This is a genomic window from Rhodococcus sp. DK176 (assembly GCF_038447315.2).
Classification (GTDB): Bacteria; Actinomycetota; Actinomycetes; order Mycobacteriales; family Mycobacteriaceae; genus Rhodococcus_F; species Rhodococcus_F jostii_A.
On record NZ_CP118323.2, the window covers coordinates 326,808 to 346,965 of the forward strand.

Annotated in this window: 21 protein-coding genes and 1 pseudogene; 8 read left to right on the plus strand and 14 right to left on the minus strand. The window is 68.1% G+C overall.

From position 1 onward, the window contains the following. Window positions 1-728 precede the first annotated feature (728 nt). The 3 genes from PSR88_RS40170 (at window position 729) to PSR88_RS40180 (ending at window position 2,462) form a co-directional block, all read left to right on the plus strand. A complete protein-coding gene (locus PSR88_RS40170) occupies window positions 729-1,013 on the plus strand; it encodes a hypothetical protein (protein WP_016881510.1) in 285 nt (94 codons plus the stop codon). A 178-nt stretch (window positions 1,014-1,191) separates the two neighbouring features. Then, window positions 1,192-1,827 (plus strand): TetR/AcrR family transcriptional regulator, encoded by a 636-nt coding sequence (locus PSR88_RS40175; RefSeq protein ID WP_016881511.1) that lies wholly within the window; start codon window positions 1,192-1,194, stop codon window positions 1,825-1,827. Window positions 1,828-2,111: 284 nt separating this feature from the next. Then, on the plus strand, window positions 2,112-2,462 hold the full coding sequence (locus tag PSR88_RS40180; protein WP_016881512.1) for a hypothetical protein: 351 nt from the start codon (window positions 2,112-2,114) through the stop codon (window positions 2,460-2,462). Between the two features lie 248 nt (window positions 2,463-2,710). On the opposite strand, the gene PSR88_RS40185 is transcribed toward PSR88_RS40180, so the two are convergent. The 12 genes and pseudogenes from PSR88_RS40185 to PSR88_RS40240 all read right to left on the minus strand — a co-directional run bounded on the left by PSR88_RS40185 (window position 2,711) and on the right by PSR88_RS40240 (window position 14,872). Beyond that, window positions 2,711-3,376, minus strand: a complete 666-nt coding sequence (locus PSR88_RS40185; protein ID WP_016881513.1) for a TetR/AcrR family transcriptional regulator — start codon at window positions 3,374-3,376, stop codon at window positions 2,711-2,713. A gap of 412 nt (window positions 3,377-3,788) precedes the next feature. Next, window positions 3,789-5,031 (minus strand): annotated as a pseudogene (locus tag PSR88_RS40190) (Ig-like domain-containing protein). A 126-nt stretch (window positions 5,032-5,157) separates the two neighbouring features. Next, window positions 5,158-5,835 (minus strand): DUF305 domain-containing protein, encoded by a 678-nt coding sequence (locus PSR88_RS40195; protein WP_016881516.1) that lies wholly within the window; start codon window positions 5,833-5,835, stop codon window positions 5,158-5,160. Window positions 5,836-5,929: 94 nt separating this feature from the next. After that, entirely contained in the window at window positions 5,930-6,379 is a 450-nt protein-coding gene (locus PSR88_RS40200; RefSeq protein ID WP_016881517.1) for a DUF6153 family protein, read from the minus strand. 173 nt (window positions 6,380-6,552) lie between these two features. After that, window positions 6,553-7,374 (minus strand): F510_1955 family glycosylhydrolase, encoded by an 822-nt coding sequence (locus PSR88_RS40205; RefSeq protein ID WP_016881518.1) that lies wholly within the window; start codon window positions 7,372-7,374, stop codon window positions 6,553-6,555. A 96-nt stretch (window positions 7,375-7,470) separates the two neighbouring features. Then, window positions 7,471-9,018, minus strand: coding sequence for a multicopper oxidase family protein (locus PSR88_RS40210; RefSeq protein ID WP_016881519.1), 1,548 nt, complete (start codon window positions 9,016-9,018; stop codon window positions 7,471-7,473). Between the two features lie 118 nt (window positions 9,019-9,136). Further along, window positions 9,137-10,426: an MFS transporter gene (locus tag PSR88_RS40215; RefSeq protein ID WP_016881520.1), complete on the minus strand. Its 1,290-nt coding sequence runs from the start codon at window positions 10,424-10,426 to the stop codon at window positions 9,137-9,139. Continuing rightward, window positions 10,423-11,538, minus strand: coding sequence for a PLP-dependent cysteine synthase family protein (locus PSR88_RS40220; RefSeq protein ID WP_016881521.1), 1,116 nt, complete (start codon window positions 11,536-11,538; stop codon window positions 10,423-10,425). Before PSR88_RS40220 ends, PSR88_RS40215 begins: the two co-directional genes overlap by 4 nt. 104 nt (window positions 11,539-11,642) lie before the next feature. Next, window positions 11,643-12,032 (minus strand): hypothetical protein, encoded by a 390-nt coding sequence (locus PSR88_RS40225; RefSeq protein WP_016881522.1) that lies wholly within the window; start codon window positions 12,030-12,032, stop codon window positions 11,643-11,645. A gap of 115 nt (window positions 12,033-12,147) precedes the next feature. Further along, window positions 12,148-13,110 (minus strand): M56 family metallopeptidase, encoded by a 963-nt coding sequence (locus PSR88_RS40230; RefSeq protein ID WP_157180115.1) that lies wholly within the window; start codon window positions 13,108-13,110, stop codon window positions 12,148-12,150. Next, window positions 13,107-13,487, minus strand: coding sequence for a BlaI/MecI/CopY family transcriptional regulator (locus tag PSR88_RS40235; protein ID WP_016881524.1), 381 nt, complete (start codon window positions 13,485-13,487; stop codon window positions 13,107-13,109). Before PSR88_RS40235 ends, PSR88_RS40230 begins: the two co-directional genes overlap by 4 nt. Before the next feature lie 155 nt (window positions 13,488-13,642). Beyond that, window positions 13,643-14,872, minus strand: coding sequence for an IS256 family transposase (locus PSR88_RS40240; RefSeq protein WP_016880606.1), 1,230 nt, complete (start codon window positions 14,870-14,872; stop codon window positions 13,643-13,645). Window positions 14,873-15,213: 341 nt separating this feature from the next. Between PSR88_RS40240 and PSR88_RS40245 the strand changes: the two genes are divergently transcribed. From PSR88_RS40245 to PSR88_RS40265, 5 genes are all read left to right on the plus strand, one after another. Further along, a complete protein-coding gene (locus PSR88_RS40245) occupies window positions 15,214-15,873 on the plus strand; it encodes a TlpA family protein disulfide reductase (protein WP_237723997.1) in 660 nt (219 codons plus the stop codon). Further along, the gene (locus tag PSR88_RS40250; protein ID WP_016881527.1) at window positions 15,870-16,496 is read left to right on the plus strand and encodes a TlpA disulfide reductase family protein; all 627 of its coding nucleotides are present in this window, start codon (window positions 15,870-15,872) and stop codon (window positions 16,494-16,496) included. The genes PSR88_RS40245 and PSR88_RS40250 overlap by 4 nt, the downstream gene beginning before the upstream one ends. Continuing rightward, complete coding sequence (locus PSR88_RS40255; RefSeq protein WP_016881528.1) at window positions 16,493-17,299, plus strand: cytochrome c biogenesis CcdA family protein; 807 nt, start codon at window positions 16,493-16,495, stop codon at window positions 17,297-17,299. The genes PSR88_RS40250 and PSR88_RS40255 overlap by 4 nt, the downstream gene beginning before the upstream one ends. Window positions 17,300-17,450: 151 nt before the next feature. Further along, window positions 17,451-18,671 (plus strand): M23 family metallopeptidase, encoded by a 1,221-nt coding sequence (locus tag PSR88_RS40260; RefSeq protein ID WP_016881529.1) that lies wholly within the window; start codon window positions 17,451-17,453, stop codon window positions 18,669-18,671. Between the two features lie 93 nt (window positions 18,672-18,764). After that, window positions 18,765-19,205 carry an SRPBCC family protein gene (locus PSR88_RS40265; protein WP_016881530.1) on the plus strand — a complete coding sequence of 147 codons (441 nt, stop codon included), beginning with the start codon at window positions 18,765-18,767 and terminating at the stop codon, window positions 19,203-19,205. A gap of 29 nt (window positions 19,206-19,234) precedes the next feature. On the opposite strand, the gene PSR88_RS40270 is transcribed toward PSR88_RS40265, so the two are convergent. Both PSR88_RS40270 and PSR88_RS40275 read right to left on the minus strand, forming a co-directional pair. Next, window positions 19,235-19,762 carry a hypothetical protein gene (locus PSR88_RS40270; RefSeq protein WP_037196531.1) on the minus strand — a complete coding sequence of 176 codons (528 nt, stop codon included), beginning with the start codon at window positions 19,760-19,762 and terminating at the stop codon, window positions 19,235-19,237. Between the two features lie 2 nt (window positions 19,763-19,764). Then, window positions 19,765-19,962 (minus strand): hypothetical protein, encoded by a 198-nt coding sequence (locus tag PSR88_RS40275; RefSeq protein WP_016881532.1) that lies wholly within the window; start codon window positions 19,960-19,962, stop codon window positions 19,765-19,767. Window positions 19,963-20,158: the final 196 nt, after the last annotated feature.

The window sequence follows — 20,158 nt, forward strand, 5'->3', positions numbered from 1 at the left end:
CCCAGTCCCAGAGTTATACCCAGTAACACACTCAGAATCATAGGCGCATAACCGTCTCGGTCGAAATTCGCGGGACGATCGTAGAGTTGAGCCGCTATTACGAGTCGTGCGAATGTGTTGCAAAATGACGATAACGTCCATTAGTTGAATCCGCCTTTCGCCGGCAATGCACCCCATTTCCGTTTCACTGCGGCCGGAAGAGAAGGACGTCGGCACGACGGACGGTCATCGCCCAGGCAAGCCGCTGCGCAGTCGGGTGACTCGACTCCCACCTGGCGAGTCGAGCCACCGATTTCCAGGCCATATGCGGTCGATCAGCCGATTCCGATACCGCCTCCGAACGTGATACTCAACCACTTCAGGAACGCCTCGAAGGCGACGGCAAAGTCAACACCTGCAGAACCCATGAACCCTTCACTCCTCTTTCTGTTTGTTTTCCACGGGTACCGAACCCGCTTACTCCTATATCGACCGCGGGCGCCTCCGATGTTTCACGTAACACGAAAAAAAAAGTTTCGCCCCTCAAGCTGAACGAAAGCCCATTTCAATTGGACGTGTGATCAAAATAAGAATTGGACGACTGATCAGAATGGTGAAAAATATTCGTGAGTCGATCCGCGCAACATGGTGAGCCCTCGTGGCGATACACGACGGGGGTGGGACCGATGGGTTTGCCGATCGCCGACTGCGGTGGACGCCCGAGAAACAAGGAAGTTCGAGTTGCCGGTATGAATATGTTCTGGATGGTCGAGGTTCTGGTGGCCATGCTGTGCGTGATTGCGGTGTCGTTCGCCGCGGCGGTGACCGCGGATGCGGTGTCCGGGCGCTCTCGTGAGCGGGTGCCGGACCGGGCCGAGACTGCGGCGTCACCCTCGGAGTCGCCGGTGCTGACCGTCGAAGTTGTACGCCGCGATCGGGACTGGCACCGGGTCGCGATACGGGCGTGGGCGATCTGCGTCACCGCATCTGCTCTCGCGGTCGCGGCCGTTGGAGTGCTGATCCTCGTGGGATAAACCCTCGTCTGCCGACGCCGGCCGACAACTTGTGCGCATGCAGCGAACGGGCGGCGAACATGCGATGTCCTCTGTGGGCATTCACACTCGCTCGGGTGACGGCACCACTACGCCGCCCTTGGGTTTGCGCTCAGTGATTACCGCGACCGGCCGGCCGTCGAGCGCTTACGCTCGGCAGATGGCGAAGAAGCTCCCCGCCGATGAGCGCCGCGCCCAACTTCTCGAGGCGGCGTTGACGATCGCGGCCGAGCAGGGCGTCGACGCGCTGACCATGCGCCCCCTCGCCGCCGCCGCCGGGACTTCTCTGGGGATCGTGCACTACCACTTCCACGACAAGGACACCCTCCTCACCCAGCTCGGTGAGACCCAGATCCTGCAGGTCAACGACGGGATGCGGCTGGCGTTCGGGCACTACACCGATCCCGCCGGGTTGACCGGAATTCCGGCCCTCGAAGACCTGCTGCGCGCCGGAATCCGCGGACTGTGGCCGATCATCGAGTCCACCCCCAACCGTCAGCTGCTGACCTACGAGATCACCGCCCACGCGCTCCGCCAACGCGCCGCCGGCAACCCGTCGGCCGGGGCGATCGCGCAGCGGCAATATCGCACCATGGACGCCGAAGCCGTCGCGTTCCTCACCCTGTGCGCGAGTAGAGCGGACGTCGCCTGGATCACCCCGGTCGATCAGGTCGCACGGTTCGCGCTGGCGTGCATGAACGGGTTGGTGCTGCGCTGGCTTGTCGACCGGGACAGCGACGCCGCCCTCACCGCCCTCGACGACCTCGCGGCGATCCTCACCACCAAAGCCCGCTGACCCTCGGCTACTTCCATACGGTCGGTGCCACCCGAGACCACATCGCAGTAAAACCGACGTGTGCTCGATGACTTCGTGCCGAGGCCCGAGGACGGGTCGTCGAGGTCGCCGCGACTGCCGTCGGTAACGCTCCGCGTTCTACCGGTAGCCATTGTGCGGGATGCGGTTCCCCGTTGTCGGGTGTTTGGGATCGTGGATGCCGAGGTCCCGGGTTTGGGCTCCGAGGGCTTTGCGCAAGTGAGCACTCGACTCCTCGACCGCAGACGCTGAACGGTGTCCCTGGCGTGCTGCCGGTGCCGCTCGCGGAAACGGGCGCGGTGCCGCTCGAGGACGACGGCGTCCGTATCGCGGAGGATCTGCCGTTGCCGGCGGGCGATGGCGTATCGCACGGCGGCACTGCGCTGTCGCAACATCTGTGCGCGGGCGGCCGCGGAGTCGTCGTCGAACAAACCTGCTGCGGCCTTGTCGCACTCGATCAGCACCCACTCGTACGCCAGCCGGGCCGGGGCTCCGTCGTCGAGGAGCAACGGCATCACCGTGTCGTCGAACAGTTGAAAGGGAACACGCGCGAGCCGGTACTCGAGGCGGCCGAGCGCTCATGCTGCGGCTGCGACTCCCATGACATTCGATGGTAGGCGGTACGTCGTGCGCACGGTGTCAATTCTTCTGCCTCACAGTGGAACCGGGGTCCTTGTGAGCGGGTCCGTCGATGAGCCCGCGTCAGCGCCGGCAACGATCAGTCAGCCGGGTTAATCGATCTGATGTCGCTGTGACCACTGAACGTTAACCGCGGGCTGCGTAGAGAACGGTTGACGGCGGCTCGCCCCACGCCCTTCCGTTGCGGTCCGCGGAGACGGCTTCGCCACTGTTCGACTGTTGTTGCTCACGCCGTCAACGGTTGTGGTGGCGTGCCGCGGTCACCAACTCGAGCCACCTGTCGTGTCACGAGTTCACGGAAGTGGTCGAGTTTCGTTGCGTCGACCAGGCCGGGCAGAAGAAGGTCCCAGGTCGCGGCCACGCGGACGGGCAGATCGTCGAGGTGGCCGGTGGCCGCGGCCAGGATTCGGGCTCCGGCGAGGGTGTCCACCAGGAGTAGAGCGACAGCGTCGGGGTCTTCGTCGCGAAGATCGCCTTCCGTGAGGGCTCGGCGGGCGAGTTCTCGGTAGTGCGAGAGCCAGGTCGGGAGAAGGGTCGTTTCTGCACCGGGGCGGTCGGGAATTTCGGTGAGCAGGCGGAACGTCGCCCGAACCATGGTGTCGTTGACGGCAGGATCGACCAGGAGGCACGAGATGCCGATCAGCGCCTTGAACGCGGGAATTCGGGAGGTGAGAAACGGCCTGCACGCGATCTGGAATCGCGTACTGCCCGCTTCGATGACCGCGCGGGCAAGTTCTTCCTTGGAACTGAAGTGGTCGTACAACGCGCCCTTGCTGACCTGAGCGCGGGTGGTGATCGTGTTCAGCCGGGCGTCTGCGTAGCCGACACGGGTGAACACCGCCGCCGCCGCGAGTAGCAACGCCTCACGAGTGATTTCCGCCCGCTTCTGCATCACATCCCACCTTCGAAAGCGACTGCCCTCGTTCTCCTCAAAGGAACCGTCGACTCGCGCCGCAGTGCGACACATGCCAGACGTGTTCCTCGACCGGAGTGGCGATGAACACGCGCACAGGGAATACCCAGGAATGCGCACTTCTACCGCGAAACCAGACCAGATGGTCGGCCGCGGTGGAACCGGGTCTCACCCGGTTCGGTTGGGTGCTGGGCTGGCGTGCTGGTATCAAAGTCAACAGGAGAAGTCCACGAACGGTGTTCACCCTCAGCGCCGGACTGCTCTCGGTCCACTCACCGGCATAAGTCATCATCATCGCCGCCACCACGGTCAGTGCCGTGCTGGCACTGCTGCTGGTGCGGGAGCGCTCGGACGCAAAGCGGTCGAGCCCATGCGCGACGGGTGTGGGGCTTCACGCCAGCGCGCTTCCGGCCAGCCACTGATCCCAGGGCACGCTCCAGTCCCCGTTCTGCCACTGCTCGAGCGGCTCCCCGCCGGTGTTGCGAACCTCGACGATGTCTCCGGGGACGGAGAAGTCGTAGAACCACCGGGCGTTGTCGGGGCTGAGGTTCAGGCACCCGTGGGAGACGTTGGTGTTTCCCTGTGCCCAGATGGTGTCGGCGAGTTCGTGGAGGTAGATGCCGTCGTTGCTGATGCGGGTGGCGTAGTTGATCGTTTCCTTGTAGCCGAGCCGGGAATTGACCGGGAGCCCGTAGGTGGAGGAATCCATGATCACGGGGTTGGCCTTGTCGATGACGGTGTAGATGCCGCGCTGGGTCCAGAACGTGAGGGTTTGCCCGTTGATGGTTTCGCTGCCGCCCATGCCCATCGAGGTGGGCATGGTCCGTACGACTTCGCCGTTGTTGGTGACGGTGATCTGTTTGGTGGTGTCGTCGGCGACGGAGATGTGGGCGTCGCCGATGGTGAATGAGGTGGCGGCGTCCTCCTGGCCGAACAGTCCGCCGCCGAGGTTGACGCCGTAGATGTTCGCACGGGCGGTCACTGTCGTGCCGGGTGTGTAGTAGTTCTGCGGGCGCCAGTGCACGTTCTGATCGTCGGCCCAGTACCAGGATCCCGCCGCCGGGGGTGTGGTCTCGACGGTCAACGCCTTTTCGGCGGCGGGGCGGTCGGTGATCGGCTCGTCGAAGTGGGTGACGACGACGATTCCGATGCCGAAGGTGCCGCCGTCGGTGAGGAGATTGCCGCCGGAGGTGACGAAGGTCGGTTTGGTGAGGTTGCCCGGTTTGACGGTGGAGAAGGTGCTGGTCCGCTCCGCGCGGGTGCCGCCGTCGTGAATTGCGGTGGCCGCGATGGTGTACGTCTTGCCGTATCCCAGCGCGGCACCGGGTTTCCAGGCGATGCGGTCGGGGGTGAAGATGCCCTCGATGACTTTGCCCTCGTTGTTGGTCATCGTGACCGATTCGAGGGTGCCGCCGGTGGTGTCCACCGACACCGGATCCGCGGGGTTGACGGTGTCCGCTCGGTCGGCGGGGGTCACGGTGATCGTGGGGCCGGGATCAGCGGCGGCGGACGGCCCCGCCTCAGCCGCTCGACGGGGAAGGCCCGGTACCGGACGGGGCGCACGCGGCCAGCATCGCGATCAGGATCGCCAGGGCGAACAGGATCGGAGTCCGGCGGGGTGGGTGAGTGTGCATGGGTTCCTCCATACCGACGGGGCGAAAGCGAAGCTGGTGGCCGAGAAGAAAGTTGAGATGCACGCCATGTGTGGCGCGGGGGAGGAGGGTGGGACCGCGAGAGGAGACGGTCCCACCCTCCGGGGATCAGCCCTGTGGCAGCAGTGTTGTCATGGTGGTGATTTCCGCCTGCTGGGCACCGACGATGGCGGTGGCCAGTTGCTTGGCGTCGGCGTTGTCGCCGTCCGCCAGCTCGGTCTGAGCCATCTCGATGGCACCGGTGTGGTGTTCGATCATCATGTTCAGCCAGGCGGTGTCGAAGTCGGCGCCGCTCTTGCCGGCCAGGTCGGTCATCTGCTCGGCGGTCATCATCCCGCTCATGCCGCCGCCGTCGGTCATGCCGCTCATGCCGCCGTGGTTCATTCCGCTCATGCCGCCGGCGGCGTCCGTCGACGGGACGGCCTTGCCCCACTTTTCGAGCAGCGCGCTCATCTGCTCCATTTCCGGTCCCTGGGCTGCCGCAATGTTTTTGGCCAGGTCGAGGACCTGCGGGTTGGTGCTGCGGCCCTCGACCAGGTTCGCCATCTCGACGGCCTGGGCGTGGTGGGGGTACATCATCTGCAGGAACGTCACGTCGGCGATGTTGAAGGCAACCGTCTCCACCGTGGTGGACGAGCTCGACGTGGTGCCCGAGGTGTTGTTCGACATCTGGGACATGTCATGGCCGCCGCCGCTGTTGTCGCTACAGCCGGCGAGAACCAGGACTCCGGACACGGCCGCGGCGGACAGGGCGAAGGTGGCTCGGGGGGAACGCAAAGACCACATGGATAGGGCTCCTCGAAAGGTTGGTGTGTGAAAGGTGAAGCAGGCGTGGAAAACACACGCCTGCGAAGGTGACCCACCTGAAGTGGGTCACCTGTCACACCCGCAACACCGACAATTGCGCGAGGGTCGGAGTGGTCCACGGCGGCGCCCGGCCGGCCTGGATTGGTAGCGGCGCCCGCAGACCGTGCACTGCGGCCTCGCCGGCGGCGGCAGTGGCGTACCACCGGGCAAGGACCAGCGCTGCGGCGATCGTCACCACGGCCATGCACAGATGCAGGCCGGAATGGTCGTTGCAGTCGCCGCCCTCACATCCCGTCCCGGCCAGTGCAACCGGAAGATCATCGAGGGCCATCGGCTCCGCAGCCGCGTCGTGGGAGTGGCCGTGGCCACCGGAATCGTGCGCCGATTCGGTGGCGTGTCCGCCGGTGTGGTCGAGGAGTGGGGAGGAATGCATGAGTAGGACACCGAACAGCACCGCCACGACAGCGGCCACCCGCAGCAATTGCTGCATCGTCGGCGTCGCACCCAGCGGTTTCACAGCCATGATGTTACTGACCCGGCACCGGTGAGAAGAGCTGAAGGGCCGTGTCGGCGGGGGATCGGCGCTCCCGCATCCTCCGCTCGCGCGGGGCGGTGACCCGAGACAATCGGCCGGGCCCGGTGGGTCATCCACCGCCGTGCTACGGATCAGCGGGCGGGCGCGGGTGGGCATCTCGGTCAGTTCAGGGTGTAGAGCGCCTGGGAGGTGGCGGCGTAGGCGGTGTCGTAGTTGGCTGCGGTCATCGCTTCGACGGTGCCGACCCGGGAGCGTTTCTGCCAGTCCTGCCCTTCGCGGCTGCGCCAGGCATACCCGTCCTCGTCGATTCCCCACAGCGCATCCCCGGCGCCGGCGATCATCACCAGGCGCGGGGCACCGGGCACCGGCGAGAACGAGCGGGCCGCGGTGGTGCTGTGTTCCAGACCTGCCGGGGTCACCGCCCACACCCCGCTGCCGTTGACCGCCAGTGCGGCGGCGACCAGGGTGGCGCCCGGGGTCCAGGTGGTGCCGCCGTCGGTCGAGACGAGCAGCCCGTCCTTGCCGTCGAACCCGACCAGCACCCGGCCGTCGGTGCTCAAGACATGGAAGTCGACCTGCCCCGCCAGGGACCGGTCCACCCAGCTGGTGCCGCCGTCGGTACTGCTGCGCAGCCCCAGCGGGTTGGCGGCGAAACTGGACGCGCCGGGGTGCCCGGACGCGAAGACGGTGTCGGTGTTCGGTACGCCGGTCAGTCCCATGAAGTCGTCGTCGGAGGCGCCGACGCGGGACGTCGCGCCGGAGGTGTCGATGGCGAACAGCCCCGTGTGGGTGCTGGCCACCACGGTGCCGTCGGCGCCCACGTGCAGTCCGTGCAGATGGGACAGCTCCGAGCTGAACTCCACCGTCGGCACGGCCGCGTCCGGTGTCGTCGTGTCGTCGGCTTGGGAGGTACAGCCGGCCAGCACGAGCAGGGCGGCGATCCCGGTGGGCAGCAGGGTGCGGGCGATCCGATTGGCAGGCATAGGGGTCTCGTTCTGTGCTCGGTGGGATGAGAATGGGAAGGCCCGCAGCGAAGCATGCCGTCCCGGATGGTGGGTCGGAAGACGTTGCGGCGGTGGTTATTCGGTGTAGGACAGGGTGGTCATCATCCCGGCCTCGCCGTGGTACAGGTTGTGGCAGTGCACCAGCCACTGGCCGGGGTTGTCCGCGTCGAGGTCCACCTCGACCGTCTGGTTCGGCAGCACCAGGGTGGTGTCCTTGCGAGCGCCGGCGCCGTGGTCGCCGACGACCTGGAAGGTGTGCCCGTGCAGGTGCATGGGGTGAAACATCATGGTCTGGTTGACGAACCGCAGCCGCACCCGCTGCCCCTCGGTGATCTCGAGTGGGGTGTGCTCGTCGAAGACGGTGCCGTTGATCGTCCACCGGTACCCGGACATGTCCATGCCCAGCAGCAGATCGTGCACCCGGTCCGGGCCCCGGAGGCCGAGCCGCACCTCCTCACGCGAGCGCAGCGCCAGGCCGGTGATCGGGGGTGCGTCGAGCTCGGCGGGCCGGATGGCCGGGTCGAGTCGACCGCCCGCCCCGGTGCGGATCACGGCGAAACCCTGTCCCTGCTTGCCCTCGGCGGAGGCGACGAGGGGGAAGACCCCGTCGCCGAGGGTGACGATCGCATCGAAGCGTTCGCCCATGCCGATCAGCAGCGAGGATCCGGTGACGGGCTGCACCGGATACCCGTCGCTGTGGGTGACGGTCAGCTGATGGCCGCCGACCGCGAGCCGGAACGCGGTGTCCGCGCCGGCGTTGATGATCCGCAACCGCACGCGTTGGCCGGGGCGGGCCCGCACCGAGAACGGGTCGGCGCCGAGGGTGCCGTTGATCAGGTAGTAGGGGTAGTCCACGTCCCCGGTGTCGGCGCCCAGCGGGTTCGCGGGATCGGCCTGGGCACCCATCCCCATGCCGTTCATGCCGCCGTGGTCCATGCCCATTCTGCTCATCGGCATCCCGCCCCGGCGCAGGGCCTCCAGCTGGAGTTCGGGGGTGCGTCCGGCCACCCCGTCGAGCCAGTCGTCGAGGACCAGGATCGCCTCGAGGTCGTAGTCGGCGCCGTCGGCGGGATCCTCGACGATGACCGGGGCGTACAGACCCCGGTCGAACTGCATCCCGACATGGGGATGGAGCCAGTGGGTGCCGGCGTCGGGGACGAGGAATTCGTAGGTGAACGGGCTGTTCGGGGCGATGGCGGGCTGGGTCAGCCCGGGCACTCCGTCCATGTCGTTGCGCAGCGCGATGCCGTGCCAGTGGATGGTGGACTCGGCCGGCAGGTCGTTGGTCAGTTCGGCGCGCAGCAGATCCCCGCGGCGCAGCCGGATCTCCCGGCCGGGAATCCGGCCGTTGTAGGCCCAGGTGTCGACCTGGACACCGCCCAGGTCGATGCGGGTCGGGCCGGCGTTCAGGGAGGCGGTGACCGTGTTCCCGGTCCCGATATTGGCTCGCCGGACCTGTTCGGCCGTCCTCACGGCTGCCGAATCGGGACCGACGGCGGTGGCCGCCGGCCCGGCGCCGCCGCCCCTGCTGCACGCGGCCGCCGTCGCCACCGCACCCAGGCCGGCCAGCGCCAGAAAGTTCCGACGCGACAGGCGGGCGGCGCCGGGAAACTGTTCGATCATGCACAACTCCTGTTCGAGCGCGGACGGCGCGGGGCCGCCGAGAACCCCACCCAATCTACGTAGTTGCATAGTAGATGGGTGGGGACGGGGGTCTGACCAGCGCGTTGACTTCGTCGACCTAGCGGGCGGCCGGTACCTCGTCGCCCTCGGGCGCGGCGCTCGGCGCCGGCGGCGGGGAGAGTCGGGCGGACCGGTCGAGCAGATACAGGGCGGTCACACACACCGCCCCGACGACGGTCAACGCCACCCAGATCAGCGCACCCAGATCCGCGTCGCGCAGTAACCCGAAGACGGCGCCGGTGCCCAGGTTGCCGAGCAGGATGCCGACCCCGACGACGGTGTTGTAGAAGCCGTAGTGGGTGGCCACGAGCCTGCCGCCCGAGAGGGCGACGACGGTGTCCATCTCGAACGGAAACACCGCGGCGGTGCCGACCGCCAACAGCGCGGCGGTGAGCACCAGGGCGCCGGCGGCGGCCCACCCGCCGAGGGTGGCCGGGCTGGGCAGCGCGATCAGCGGCAGGAACGCCAGCGCCATGATGGCCATGCCGACGACCACGCTTCGTCCCGAACCCCACCTGCGGGAGAACCAGGACGTGATCCGCAACTGTCCAGCGATCGCCACCACCCCGGACACCACGAACAGCGAGGTCACCAGGGCGGTGTCGGACCGGTCGTCACCGACGACCACCGCTGCCTGCAGGGGCAGCGCCAGATAGATCTGGAACGAGAGCACGTAGGACCCGATCATCGCCAGCGCGAACAGCACGAAGGGCCGGTTGGCCACCACCATCCGCCAGTCCTCGAGTACCGACGTCTTGGCCGCGGCCGGCTCGGCTCGGTGCGCGGGTAGCGCCCAGATCTGCACGATCGTCAGCACGGCGAAGACCGCGGCCGCCGCCAGCGAGGTGACCCGGAAATCGAGGGTGGTCAGGGCGAGACCGATCAACGGGCCCAGCAGAATCCCGGCCTGATAGAACACGTTGAACACCGCGAACGCCTCGACCCGCCGCGGCCCGGAGTCGGCGGCCAGATATGCCCGCACCGCCGGGTTGAACAGCGCACCGGCGAATCCGGTGGCGACCGAGGCGAGCAGGATCGCCGGCAGCGATTCCACGGCCGCGAGCAGCACGAAACCGGCGACCCGCAGCAGGCAGCCGGCGACGATCAGGGGTTTGTAGCCGAGGCGGTCGGCGAGGGTGCCGCCGAGCAGGAACATCCCCTGCTGGGAGAAGTTCCGCATGCCCAGGACCAGCCCGACGGCCCACGCCGCCAGCCCCAGGGGCCCGGCCAGGTACCCGGCCAGATACGGCATCAGCATGTAGAAGCCCACGTTGATGGAGAACTGGTTGACCATCAGCACCTGGGCGGGCCGGTCGAAGCTGCGGAACTGGGTCAGAAGGTTCTTCATGACATGCTCTCTGTGGGATCGACCACGGTGGCGCACCGGGTCCAGGACTTCACGATCTGGTCGGTCGGGTGGTCGATGGTCGCCGGCTCGGTGGGCGGGTTCACCTCGAGCAGGCCGTGTTCGGCGCAGTAGTCGTCGTTGTAGATGGTGTCGAAGTAGCGCTGCGGGCCGTCGGGGAAGATCGCCGCGACGCGGGTCTCCGGGGGGCTGGTGCGGGCGATCCAGCCGGCGGTCAGGGCGACGGCGCCGACGCTCCAGCCGCCGCTGGCGTGGTGGGTGGCGGCCAGGGTGCGGCAGGACCAGACCGCTTCGTGCGGTGCCACCCAGTGCACTTCGTCGAAGGCCGGGTAGTCGATGTTGTCGGGGTAGATGCTCGAGCCCAGTCCGCGCATCAGCCGGGTACTGGCGGGTTGTCCGAAGATCGTGGACCCGACGGTGTCGACGCCGACCAGTGTCAGGTCGGGGCAGAACCGGCGCAGCACCCGCGCCACACCGGCGGAGTGCCCGCCCGTGCCCACCGAGCACACCAGGGTGTCGACGCGGCCGAGCTGGGCGAGGAGTTCATGAGCGAGCGACTCGTACGCCTCGACGTTGTCCGGGTTGGTGTATTGATCCGGGCACCACGACCCCGGATGGGCACCGAGGAGTTCACCGACCTTCTCGCGCCGGGCCTGCTGCCAGCCGCCGGTGGGGTGCGGTGCGGTGACCAACTCGACGTGGGCGCCGTAGGCGGCGAGCATCCGGTGCACGATCGGTTCCAGACCGGGGTCGGTGACCAGCGTGACGGGATGGTGATGGGTGATCCCGGCCAAGGCCAGACCCAGGCCCAGGGTCCCGCTGGTGGATTCGATGATCATCGCCCCGGGAGCGAGGTCGCCGCGGGCCTTCGCCTTCTCGACCATGTGCAGCGCGGGGCGGTCTTTCATCCCGCCGGGATTGCTGCCTTCGAGTTTCGCCCAGAAGCCGCGGCCGGAATCGGCGAACGGTTCACCGATCCACAAAACCGGGGTGTTGCCGACCATGGTGCTCGGCTGCGGGCAACGGTTGGCGGTGCTCGGCAGGTGGGCGGCGGCCGGCGGCGGAACGAGGGTGGAGGGAACAGCACTGTTCATGATGAGTAATCCCTGTATCTGACTGCGACGGCGCAGTAAGTGAGTGATGGGCAGCACGAGCTGGGCCACGAGGGAAAGTCCTCAGATGGCCTGCGGGCTGCCGATCAGCACCTGTTGATACAGAGTTCGTTCAAGACGGTCCGGCCATGCCGGATGGGAACGGGCAGATCCGGCGGGGCCCGCGGCGTGCGGGGCGCCGACATCACCACCAGCACCACCGCCAGGGCCATCGCGATGACCGCGGCGACGGTCAACGGGCGGAGCGGATTATCGGATCGGGGCATGGCGACGACGGTGTGCGCCTCGTGCGCCAGGTGGGCCGATCCGTCGTCGATGTGCGCGTGCCCGGGATTCAGTTCCTCGGCCGGAAGGGCCGACGAGGAGGAGACGTGGACGTCCTCGCCCTCGTGACCGTGCGCCAGGAAGATGCCGCACTGGGCGACCGTGTACGCGAGCAAATACAGGACAGCGGCGACCGCAACTACCGTCCGCATACGCGGGGGGCGTATCGCAAGGGCCGTCACAATTTCCCGACTGTAGCAGCCGTGACCTGGGCGTCGGTCCAGATAACCGGGGGGTGCGTGGGGGTGCGGCGTCGATCCCCGCAGGTCACCAGGCCATCGGCAGGCACCACATGGTTCCGGTCACCTCGAGCACGGCCAGCGCGATCGGGGCGACGGTCACCGCGGCAGCCACGGCCGCCGACAACACCCGCACCCGCACCTTCGCCGACCGGGGCGGCGGGGACGCCAGTCGTCCGGCCCGATCCAGTAGGGCAATGTTGCCGGCGCCGAGGGCACCATCGGGAACCTGAGCCGGAGCGCACAACGCGATCAGCCCCGAGAGCAGGGTTCGCGGGCCGTGCACGCGGGCGGCGGAGTCGTCCGCGCACATCTCCAACAGGCGGCCCACCTCGGTCACCCCGGCGGCGAACAGTGTCATGCCGGGCAGGGAGGCGGCCAGCACACGGAGGACGGCGAGTATCTGCGCGTGGTGGCCGGCCAGATGGGCGCGTTCGTGGGCGAGGACGGCCTGGACCTGCCGGTCATCGAGGGCAGCGAGTGCGGCGGTGGTGATCACCACGGCGTGCGGGCGACCGGCGGCGCAGTAGGCGGCGCGCTCGGGATTGTCGATGACCACGGCATCCACTCCGTGGACCCGGCGGCCGATGAGGCGGGCCCGACGGGCGTGACCATGGGTTCGGGTACGCAACCGGAGCAGGCCCACCGTGAGGCGGCCGACGATCCAGGCGGTGACCGACACGACCCCGACCGCCGCGGCGACCCCGGTCATCGCGAACGCGGTGTCGGCGGCGCCGACCATCTCCTGCACCCGGGCCAGGCAGGCGCCGATCATCGACTCGCCGGGCCGACCGCGATACCGCACAAGACCGATCACGAGCAGCAGGGCGGCCATCGCCCACGACAGCACCACGCTGGCGATCGCCGCCGTCCAGGCGATCACGCCCAGCCGCGGGGCGAGGCCGTCATGGGTGAGGCGCCGCAGCACCGGGGGACCGAGAACGGCAACGAGCCCGCTGAACAGGAGGAAACACGCCGCCGCGCTCATCATGGGGCGGCGTCCTCATCGGCGGCCATCCGTTGCAAGGCCACCCGAAGGCCGGCGGCCTCCTCCTCGCTCATCTGCTCGAAGAAGTGGGTCAAGACCACATCGGACCTGCCGCCGGAATGGAACGCCTCGCGCATCAGCCGGGCGCTGTGCTCCTCCCGCGTCAGGGTGGGCCAGTACCGGAATGCCTTGCCGCTGCGTTCGCGCTCGAGCCATCCCTTGCGGTGCAGGTTGTCCATCGTCGACATCACCGTGGTGTACGCGATCTCCCGGCTGGTAGCCATGTCGTCGAACACCTCACGGACCGTGGTCGGCCCTTCCCGATCCCACAGCCGCTCCATCACCACCGCTTCGAGTTCCCCGAACCCGCGCACCCGCATTGCTTCTCTCCCGCCGTCTTCGTCGTCCCAGGGTACGACGCCGACCCCGTGCCGGTGCGTCGGCTCGGCGTCCGCCCACCTGAGGCAACGGGCCGAACCAACCCCTGAGATAGAGCCCCGTGGGGTGGTGGGCTTTGAGGTCGAATCCTCGGTGCCTACTCGCCACGGTTGATCGCGGCGATGGTCCCAGTATCGCCGCTGGGATCTAGCAACGCCATCGACCCCTCGGAGAGGTAGCGGCGCTCGCCGGACTGCCACTCATCGTGCATGTCGGCCAGGACCGCACCGACGAGTCGGATCACGGCCGCCTCGTTCGGGAAGATGCCCACGACACGGGCTCTGCGCTTGATCTCCTTGTTTACCCGCTCCAACGGATTGGTCGACCAGATCTTCGACCAATGTGCCCGCGGAAACGTGCTGAACGCCAAGACCTCCGCCTTCGCCTGGTCCATCAAGGGACCGATCTTGGGGAACCGGCCGGCCAACTGATCGCGGACCTCGTCCCACGTGGAGGCCGCGGTCGCGGGATCGGGCTGGGCGAAGATCGTGCGAAACACGGCGGCGACCATGTCGGAGTGCGACTTGGGGACGTGCGCCAACAGGTTTCGCGCGAAATGCACCCGACACCGCTGGTGCCCCGAGCCCTGGAACGAGCGCCGCAAGGCCGCGACCAGGCCGGCATGCTGATCGCTGATGACCAGTCGGACACCGGACAGGCCGCGTTTCTTCAGCGAAGCGAGGAAGCCGCGCCAGAACACCTCGTCCTCACTGTCCCCGACATCGAGGCCGAGGACCTCACGCGCACCCTCGGCGGTGATCCCCGTGGCGACCACGACCGCCATCGATGTCACCTGCGAAGAGGAGTTGCGTACGTGCAGGTAGGTCGCGTCGAGGTAGACGTAAGGAAACGCGGTGTGGTCGAGCGAGCGGGTGCGAAATGCGCCGACGACCTCGTCGAGGCCGGCGCAGATCCGCGACACCTCGGACTTGGAAATTCCCGAATCGATTCCCAGAGCCGCTACCAGGTCGTCCACGCTGCGGGTGGAAACTCCGTGCACGTAGGCCTCCATCACCACCGCGTACAGTGCCTGGTCGATCCGTCGGCGGGGCTCGAGGATCGAGGGGTAGAACGAGCCCTTGCGCAGTTTCGGGATCCGCAATTGGACGTCGCCGGCTTGGGTGGCCACCAGCCGGGACCGGGCTCCGTTGCGTTCGGTCGTGCGGGCCTCGGTGCGTTCATAGCGGCCGGCGCCGATCTGTTCGGTCGCTTCGGTTTCGATCAGTTCTTGCATAACCATCCGGACCGATTCACGGATCAGATTCACTCCATCTCCGGTACGGAATGCGTCGAGTAGCTCGGACAGGGCAGACTGGGACAGGGCCATCGGTGGACCTCTTTCTTCGATGCGTGCTTGGCCGTACACACCGAAGATCCCGCCGATGGCCCTCTCTACGTCGGAGCCGCGCCGCTCAGCCCCAAACCCCACCACTCCACGGGACGCCTACACCCCTGATCTACTATCTACGTACGTACTACGTATTTTGGTGTCGGGAACCGTCATCGATCGACGAATGGGAGTGGAAGCGATGCTGGAGATGTTGGGCAACCTGCAAGCATGGTGGGACTGCCAGATGATGATGATGAACGGGCAGATGTGCCAGATGTGTGAGATGTGCTCGATGATGATGCCCTCGTAGCAGCGTTTTCGATTCCGAGAACCAAGACATGAGTCGTCCCATGCCGGTCGGTGTTCGCTGGCTGGTGCCGGTCTTGGCCGTGATCGTCGTGCTGATCGTCGCCCTCTGGCCACGACAAGCGGACCAGGACTTCTCGACCGGGCCGTCCTCTCCCGTCACCGAGACCGGCCGCGGAAGTAATCAGGCCGAACTGGACCGGCTCGCCGCGACGGCGGCGCTACAGCCGTGCCCGACCGCGAAGGCGGTGCCGGACACCGAGGCGTCCAGCGGACCGCTCGGCGGCATCCGCGCCCGCTGCCTGGGCGCGGCTGCCGACGTCGATCTCGGTGCCGCCCTCGGTGGGGAGACGACCCTGATCAACGTGTGGGCCTCCTGGTGTGGCCCGTGCCGGGAGGAGATCCCCGTCCTCGAGGAATACGCGCACACCCCCGATGCCATCCGCGTCGTCGGCGTCGATGTCGACGACAGTTCCACCGCCGCGCTCGCCCTGCTCACCGAATTGGGCGCGCACTATCCGTCCTTCGGTGACACCGACGCCGGCGCCCTGCGCGGCGCCCTCGGGGCGCCGCCGGTGCTGCCGCTGAGCTTCCTCCTACGCTCGGACGGCACGATTGCGCGCATCACCGAGCCTGCGGTCTTCGCCGAACCCGCCCAAATCCACCGAGCTGTCAGCGAACTGACCTCATGACCACACCGACGCCTCAGCGGCGGGTTCGCCGCAGAGCCGCCCTCGCCGCCGTCTGCGCGGCCCTGCTCACCGCGACAGCATGTGCCACCGGTGCGGACGCCGTCGCCCAGGGCGGCACCTTCGACTTCGTTGCCCCCGGCGGGCAGACCGCCATCTTCTACGACCCACCCCAGAACCGGGGCACGATCGGCGCCCTCACCGGAGCGGATCTGATGACCGACCGACCGGTGTCGCTGGCCGACTACCCCGGGCAGGTGGTGGTGATCAACCTGTGGGGCCAATGGTGCGCCCCCTGCCGCAGCGAGGCCGACGACCTCGAAAGCGCCTACACCGCCACCGCGAACCTCGGGGTGGCGTTCCTCGGCATCAACGTCCGCGACCCGGGGCGCGACAAGGCGCAGGACTTCGTCATCGACAACGCCGTCACCTACCCCTCGATCTACGACCCACCCATGCGCACCCTGCTCGCCCTCGGCGGCAGCTATCCCACCAGCGTCATCCCCTCCACCCTCGTCCTCGACCGCCACCACCGGGTCGCCGCGGTATTCCTGCGCGCCCTGCTCACCGAGGACCTCCAACCGGTCATCGAACGGGCGGCGGCCGAGCCGAGAGATCCGAGATGACCGTGCTCGCCCAGGAACTCGGATCGAGCTTCCAGACCGCCGCCGCCACCGGACCGATGCTGCTGGCCCTCGGCGCCGCGGCCCTGGCCGGGCTGATCTCGTTCGCCTCCCCGTGCTGCATCCCCCTCGTCCCCGGCTATCTGTCGTATCTGGCCGGGATCACCGGCGCGGAAACCGAGTCCACCCCCGTCGGTGGGGCCGGGGTGCGCACGGCCACCCGCTGGCGGGTCACCGGCGCCGCGGTCCTGTTCGTCGCCGGATTCACCGTCGTCTTCGTCCTCGCCACCGCATCGGTGTTCGGGGCGATCAGCGTGCTGCAACTGAACCGGGAACTGCTCGGGCGGATCGGCGGCGTGGTCACCATCGTGATGGGACTGGCCTTCCTCGGCGCGATTCCGGCCCTGCAGAAGGACACCCGCCCGCATCCGCGGCGGATCTCCCACCTCGCCGGCGCCCCACTGCTCGGGGCCGTGTTCGGGCTGGGCTGGACCCCCTGCCTGGGACCCACCCTGGCCGGGGTGCTGTCGGTGGCCGCCGGCACCGAGGGCACCACCGCCGCCCGCGGGGTCACCCTGATCGTCGCCTACTGCCTGGGTCTGGGCCTGCCGTTCATCCTGCTCGCCTTCGGCTCCACCGCGGCCGTGCGCGGTGTCGGCTGGCTGCGGCGGCACTCGCGCATCCTCCAGATCGTCGGGGGGCTGACCCTCGTCGTGGTCGGGCTCGCGTTGCTCACCGGCGCGTGGGATGTGTTCGTTGCCTGGATCCGGGACGAGTTCGTCACCGCCGTCGTCCTCCCCATCTGACCCGGTGGGAGCCGTGGGAAACAAGTGAATATCGGCACAGAAGTGAAGAAAGTGTATTAGCGTTACGGCGTGTCGTCTTGACTTGTCGCGCCGGTCCGTGTGTGTGCTTCACCGCCGAACCCCCGGCGTGACTGCTCGGAAGGGACCTGCGATGCGCGGTATCACCTCAGCGGCGCTGACCGCCTGCACGAGACGGCTGCCCACCACCCTGGCGCTGGGTGCCTCGGCGGCGGTGGTGGTGGTCCTTACGGCCCCACCCGCCGCGGCCGACCATCCCGGCCACGCGGATTCACCGTCCGCGCTGGCCGCGGCGCTGGCCGACGCGGTGACCATGGTCGCCGACGCGGCGCAGCCGGACGTGGTGGTGGTCGATCCGAGCCGCTGGCAGACCGTCGCGAACATCGCGGCCGCCAGTCTGCGGAACGCCGAGGCGGGCGGCTCGCTCGCCGACACGTTCGAGGCCCAGCACCTGCTCGCCGGATGCCTGAGCGGATTCGCCACCGGCTCCACCGCCGCCGAGGTGCTCGGCGCCTGCGCCGACGAACTCGGCGCCGTCGACGGCGGCATCGCGCCGAGGTTGCTCGCCGCACTCGAACTCGGCGACGTCTCCGAATCCTCCGGCCCCGGCGTCTTCGACCACGCCACCGACCCGGCCGAGGCTGCGGCGGCACCCGACTCGGAGCTCGCCGAGGCCACCGCTCCGAACCCGGACGAGGAGCAGACCGCCGGCACCGATGCCGAAACCGGTGAGGCCGAGGCCGCGGCCGATCCGCAGAGCAAGCACACCGACCACCCCGAGGACACCGAGGCCCCCTCACCCGAGGCGGACACCGGCGGCGACGCCGACGGATCCCACACCCACGACGGCACCGACACCGAGGGGGCCGCCGGCGACGCGACCGGTGACGAGACCGGTGCAGAGACCGAGGCCGGCGCGGCGGCTCCGCAGCAGCCCCGCACCTGGAATCGCCCCGGTACCAAAGAATTCGTGGCACCCAGCGCGGGCACCGTCACCGCCACCATGGGGGATGGGCGTGGACACGAGGGCATCGATATCGCCAACACCCTCGGCGCGCCGATCGTCGCCGTCGCCGACGGCGAGGTCATCGACGCCGGCCCCGCCCAAGGTTTCGGGCTGTGGGTGCGGATCCGGCACGACGACGGCACCATCACCACGTACGGGCACAACAACGACAACCTGGTCGAGGTGGGGGAGCGGGTCAAGGCCGGGCAGCAGATCGCGACCGTCGGCAACCGCGGCAATTCCACCGGCCCGCACCTGCACTTCGAAATCGAAGACCCGGACGGGGAAATCGTGGACCCCGTCAAATGGCTGGCCAAGCGCGGCGCCTCCATCATCGGACTCGACTGAGCTGACCGCTGTCCTTCTCCGCAACCGGACGGACAATCGGCGGCAGAGCTCGTGCAGCGACGCAGCAGCGGCGGAAAGGGAGGGTGGTCGGTGATGATCGACGTCGAGGACAGCATCGTCATCGAACGCCCCATCGGCGAGGTCTTCGACTTCGTCGCCGACCAGACCAACGCGCCCCGCTGGCAGAACGGACTCGAGCAGGTCCGCCGGATCACCGACGGACCACCCGGGGTGGGCACCAAACATGTTGTCGTCCGCAAGTTTCTGGGTCGAAAGCTGGACCTGATCAACGAATACGCCCGGTTCGAGCCGAACGCGGAGATCACCTTCACCGGTGCATCCGGCCCGAGCCGCTTCGAGGTGACGTACCGGACCGAGGAGACCACCGAGGGAACCCGGCTCAGCTGCCACATGCGGATGGAGCAGAAGGGACTGTTCGCCCTCGCTGACCGGGTGGTCGCCGCAAGCCTGCGCAGAGACTTCGCCGGCAACCTGCGGAACCTCAAGGCATTACTGGAAACCCGCGCAGAGTAACCGCCACCCGGTCTGATCCGGCCGCGACCTTATGTCGGCATACTGGCCGCCGCCCGGTTCCGCAGCGCCTTCCGGTGCCCGTACGCGGTCAGCCCGCGCGGCTTGTACACCGCCAGCACCAGCGCGGCGAGCACCACGACCAGCGCGGCGGTGGCATGCACCAGATGGGTCGGGTCCGCCAGGACGGCCCGGTCGGCCGGCGACCAGCTCGGCTGCGCCGCGACGGTCGCGGCGTACTCGATCGAACGGGTGTAGAGCACCAACACGACGGTGGCGACCAGATTCAGCACCAGCTTGAACAGCACCCAGTAGTGGCGCAGCAGACCCCAAGTGCCGAGCGAGCAGATCAACCCGGTGACCAGCGAGGCCACCGCCAACGGCAGCAGCACCGCGTCGGCGAGCATCGCCATCACCCGGTAACCCCCGCGCACGTGTTCCGGATCGGCCCCGACCAACGTGGCCGCGGCCACCACGAGATAGGTGATGACGGCGCCGAGCCACCCCGCCGAGGCCCCGATGTGCACACATCGCGCCAGGGTGCGCGCCCTCGGCGGCATCGTCACAGCGGGATCGGCCCGATCCGCGCGCCCGGCGAGAACCCGCCACTGTCGGCGCCGATCACCGAGTGCACCACCGCGGCGGGGGCGGACAGATGCCGGCCCGGACCGTGGTTGCCGGGCACCACCAGCACGCCCCAGCCGATCAGGTTGAGCACTACAGCGGTGACCGCCATCCCGACGATGCTGGCGCTGTTCATGATCGAGCTGACGCCACACCGCGACCGGCCTGGTCATCATTTTGGCGGCTGTTCCGTCATGGTGGCCTCGTAATGCTCGAACACCGAAAATCATGCCGGATCGATCGGCACCTGCTTACCTGTTCAGATATACAGATGTCGGGGTCAGGTGCCACGAGCGTAAGGGCTCGGTCCGTGCGAAAGCCTGCTCGTCCGG

Excerpts from the sequence above, each read along its gene's own strand:
- PSR88_RS40170 (WP_016881510.1), top strand. The coding sequence starts at position 729 with ATGAATATGTTCTGGATGGTCGAGGTTCTGGTGGCCATGCTGTGCGTG.
- PSR88_RS40175 (WP_016881511.1), top strand. The coding sequence starts at position 1,192 with ATGGCGAAGAAGCTCCCCGCCGATGAGCGCCGCGCCCAACTTCTCGAG.
- PSR88_RS40185 (WP_016881513.1), bottom strand. The coding sequence starts at position 3,376 with ATGCAGAAGCGGGCGGAAATCACTCGTGAGGCGTTGCTACTCGCGGCG.
- PSR88_RS40195 (WP_016881516.1), bottom strand. The coding sequence starts at position 5,835 with ATGTGGTCTTTGCGTTCCCCCCGAGCCACCTTCGCCCTGTCCGCCGCG.
- PSR88_RS40200 (WP_016881517.1), bottom strand. The coding sequence starts at position 6,379 with ATGGCTGTGAAACCGCTGGGTGCGACGCCGACGATGCAGCAATTGCTG.
- PSR88_RS40205 (WP_016881518.1), bottom strand. The coding sequence starts at position 7,374 with ATGCCTGCCAATCGGATCGCCCGCACCCTGCTGCCCACCGGGATCGCC.
- PSR88_RS40210 (WP_016881519.1), bottom strand. The coding sequence starts at position 9,018 with ATGATCGAACAGTTTCCCGGCGCCGCCCGCCTGTCGCGTCGGAACTTT.
- PSR88_RS40215 (WP_016881520.1), bottom strand. The coding sequence starts at position 10,426 with ATGAAGAACCTTCTGACCCAGTTCCGCAGCTTCGACCGGCCCGCCCAG.
- PSR88_RS40220 (WP_016881521.1), bottom strand. The coding sequence starts at position 11,538 with ATGAACAGTGCTGTTCCCTCCACCCTCGTTCCGCCGCCGGCCGCCGCC.
- PSR88_RS40225 (WP_016881522.1), bottom strand. The coding sequence starts at position 12,032 with ATGCGGACGGTAGTTGCGGTCGCCGCTGTCCTGTATTTGCTCGCGTAC.
- PSR88_RS40230 (WP_157180115.1), bottom strand. The coding sequence starts at position 13,110 with ATGATGAGCGCGGCGGCGTGTTTCCTCCTGTTCAGCGGGCTCGTTGCC.
- PSR88_RS40235 (WP_016881524.1), bottom strand. The coding sequence starts at position 13,487 with ATGCGGGTGCGCGGGTTCGGGGAACTCGAAGCGGTGGTGATGGAGCGG.
- PSR88_RS40240 (WP_016880606.1), bottom strand. The coding sequence starts at position 14,872 with ATGGCCCTGTCCCAGTCTGCCCTGTCCGAGCTACTCGACGCATTCCGT.
- PSR88_RS40245 (WP_237723997.1), top strand. The coding sequence starts at position 15,214 with ATGAGTCGTCCCATGCCGGTCGGTGTTCGCTGGCTGGTGCCGGTCTTG.
- PSR88_RS40250 (WP_016881527.1), top strand. The coding sequence starts at position 15,870 with ATGACCACACCGACGCCTCAGCGGCGGGTTCGCCGCAGAGCCGCCCTC.
- PSR88_RS40255 (WP_016881528.1), top strand. The coding sequence starts at position 16,493 with ATGACCGTGCTCGCCCAGGAACTCGGATCGAGCTTCCAGACCGCCGCC.
- PSR88_RS40260 (WP_016881529.1), top strand. The coding sequence starts at position 17,451 with ATGCGCGGTATCACCTCAGCGGCGCTGACCGCCTGCACGAGACGGCTG.
- PSR88_RS40265 (WP_016881530.1), top strand. The coding sequence starts at position 18,765 with ATGATCGACGTCGAGGACAGCATCGTCATCGAACGCCCCATCGGCGAG.
- PSR88_RS40270 (WP_037196531.1), bottom strand. The coding sequence starts at position 19,762 with ATGCCGCCGAGGGCGCGCACCCTGGCGCGATGTGTGCACATCGGGGCC.
- PSR88_RS40275 (WP_016881532.1), bottom strand. The coding sequence starts at position 19,962 with ATGAACAGCGCCAGCATCGTCGGGATGGCGGTCACCGCTGTAGTGCTC.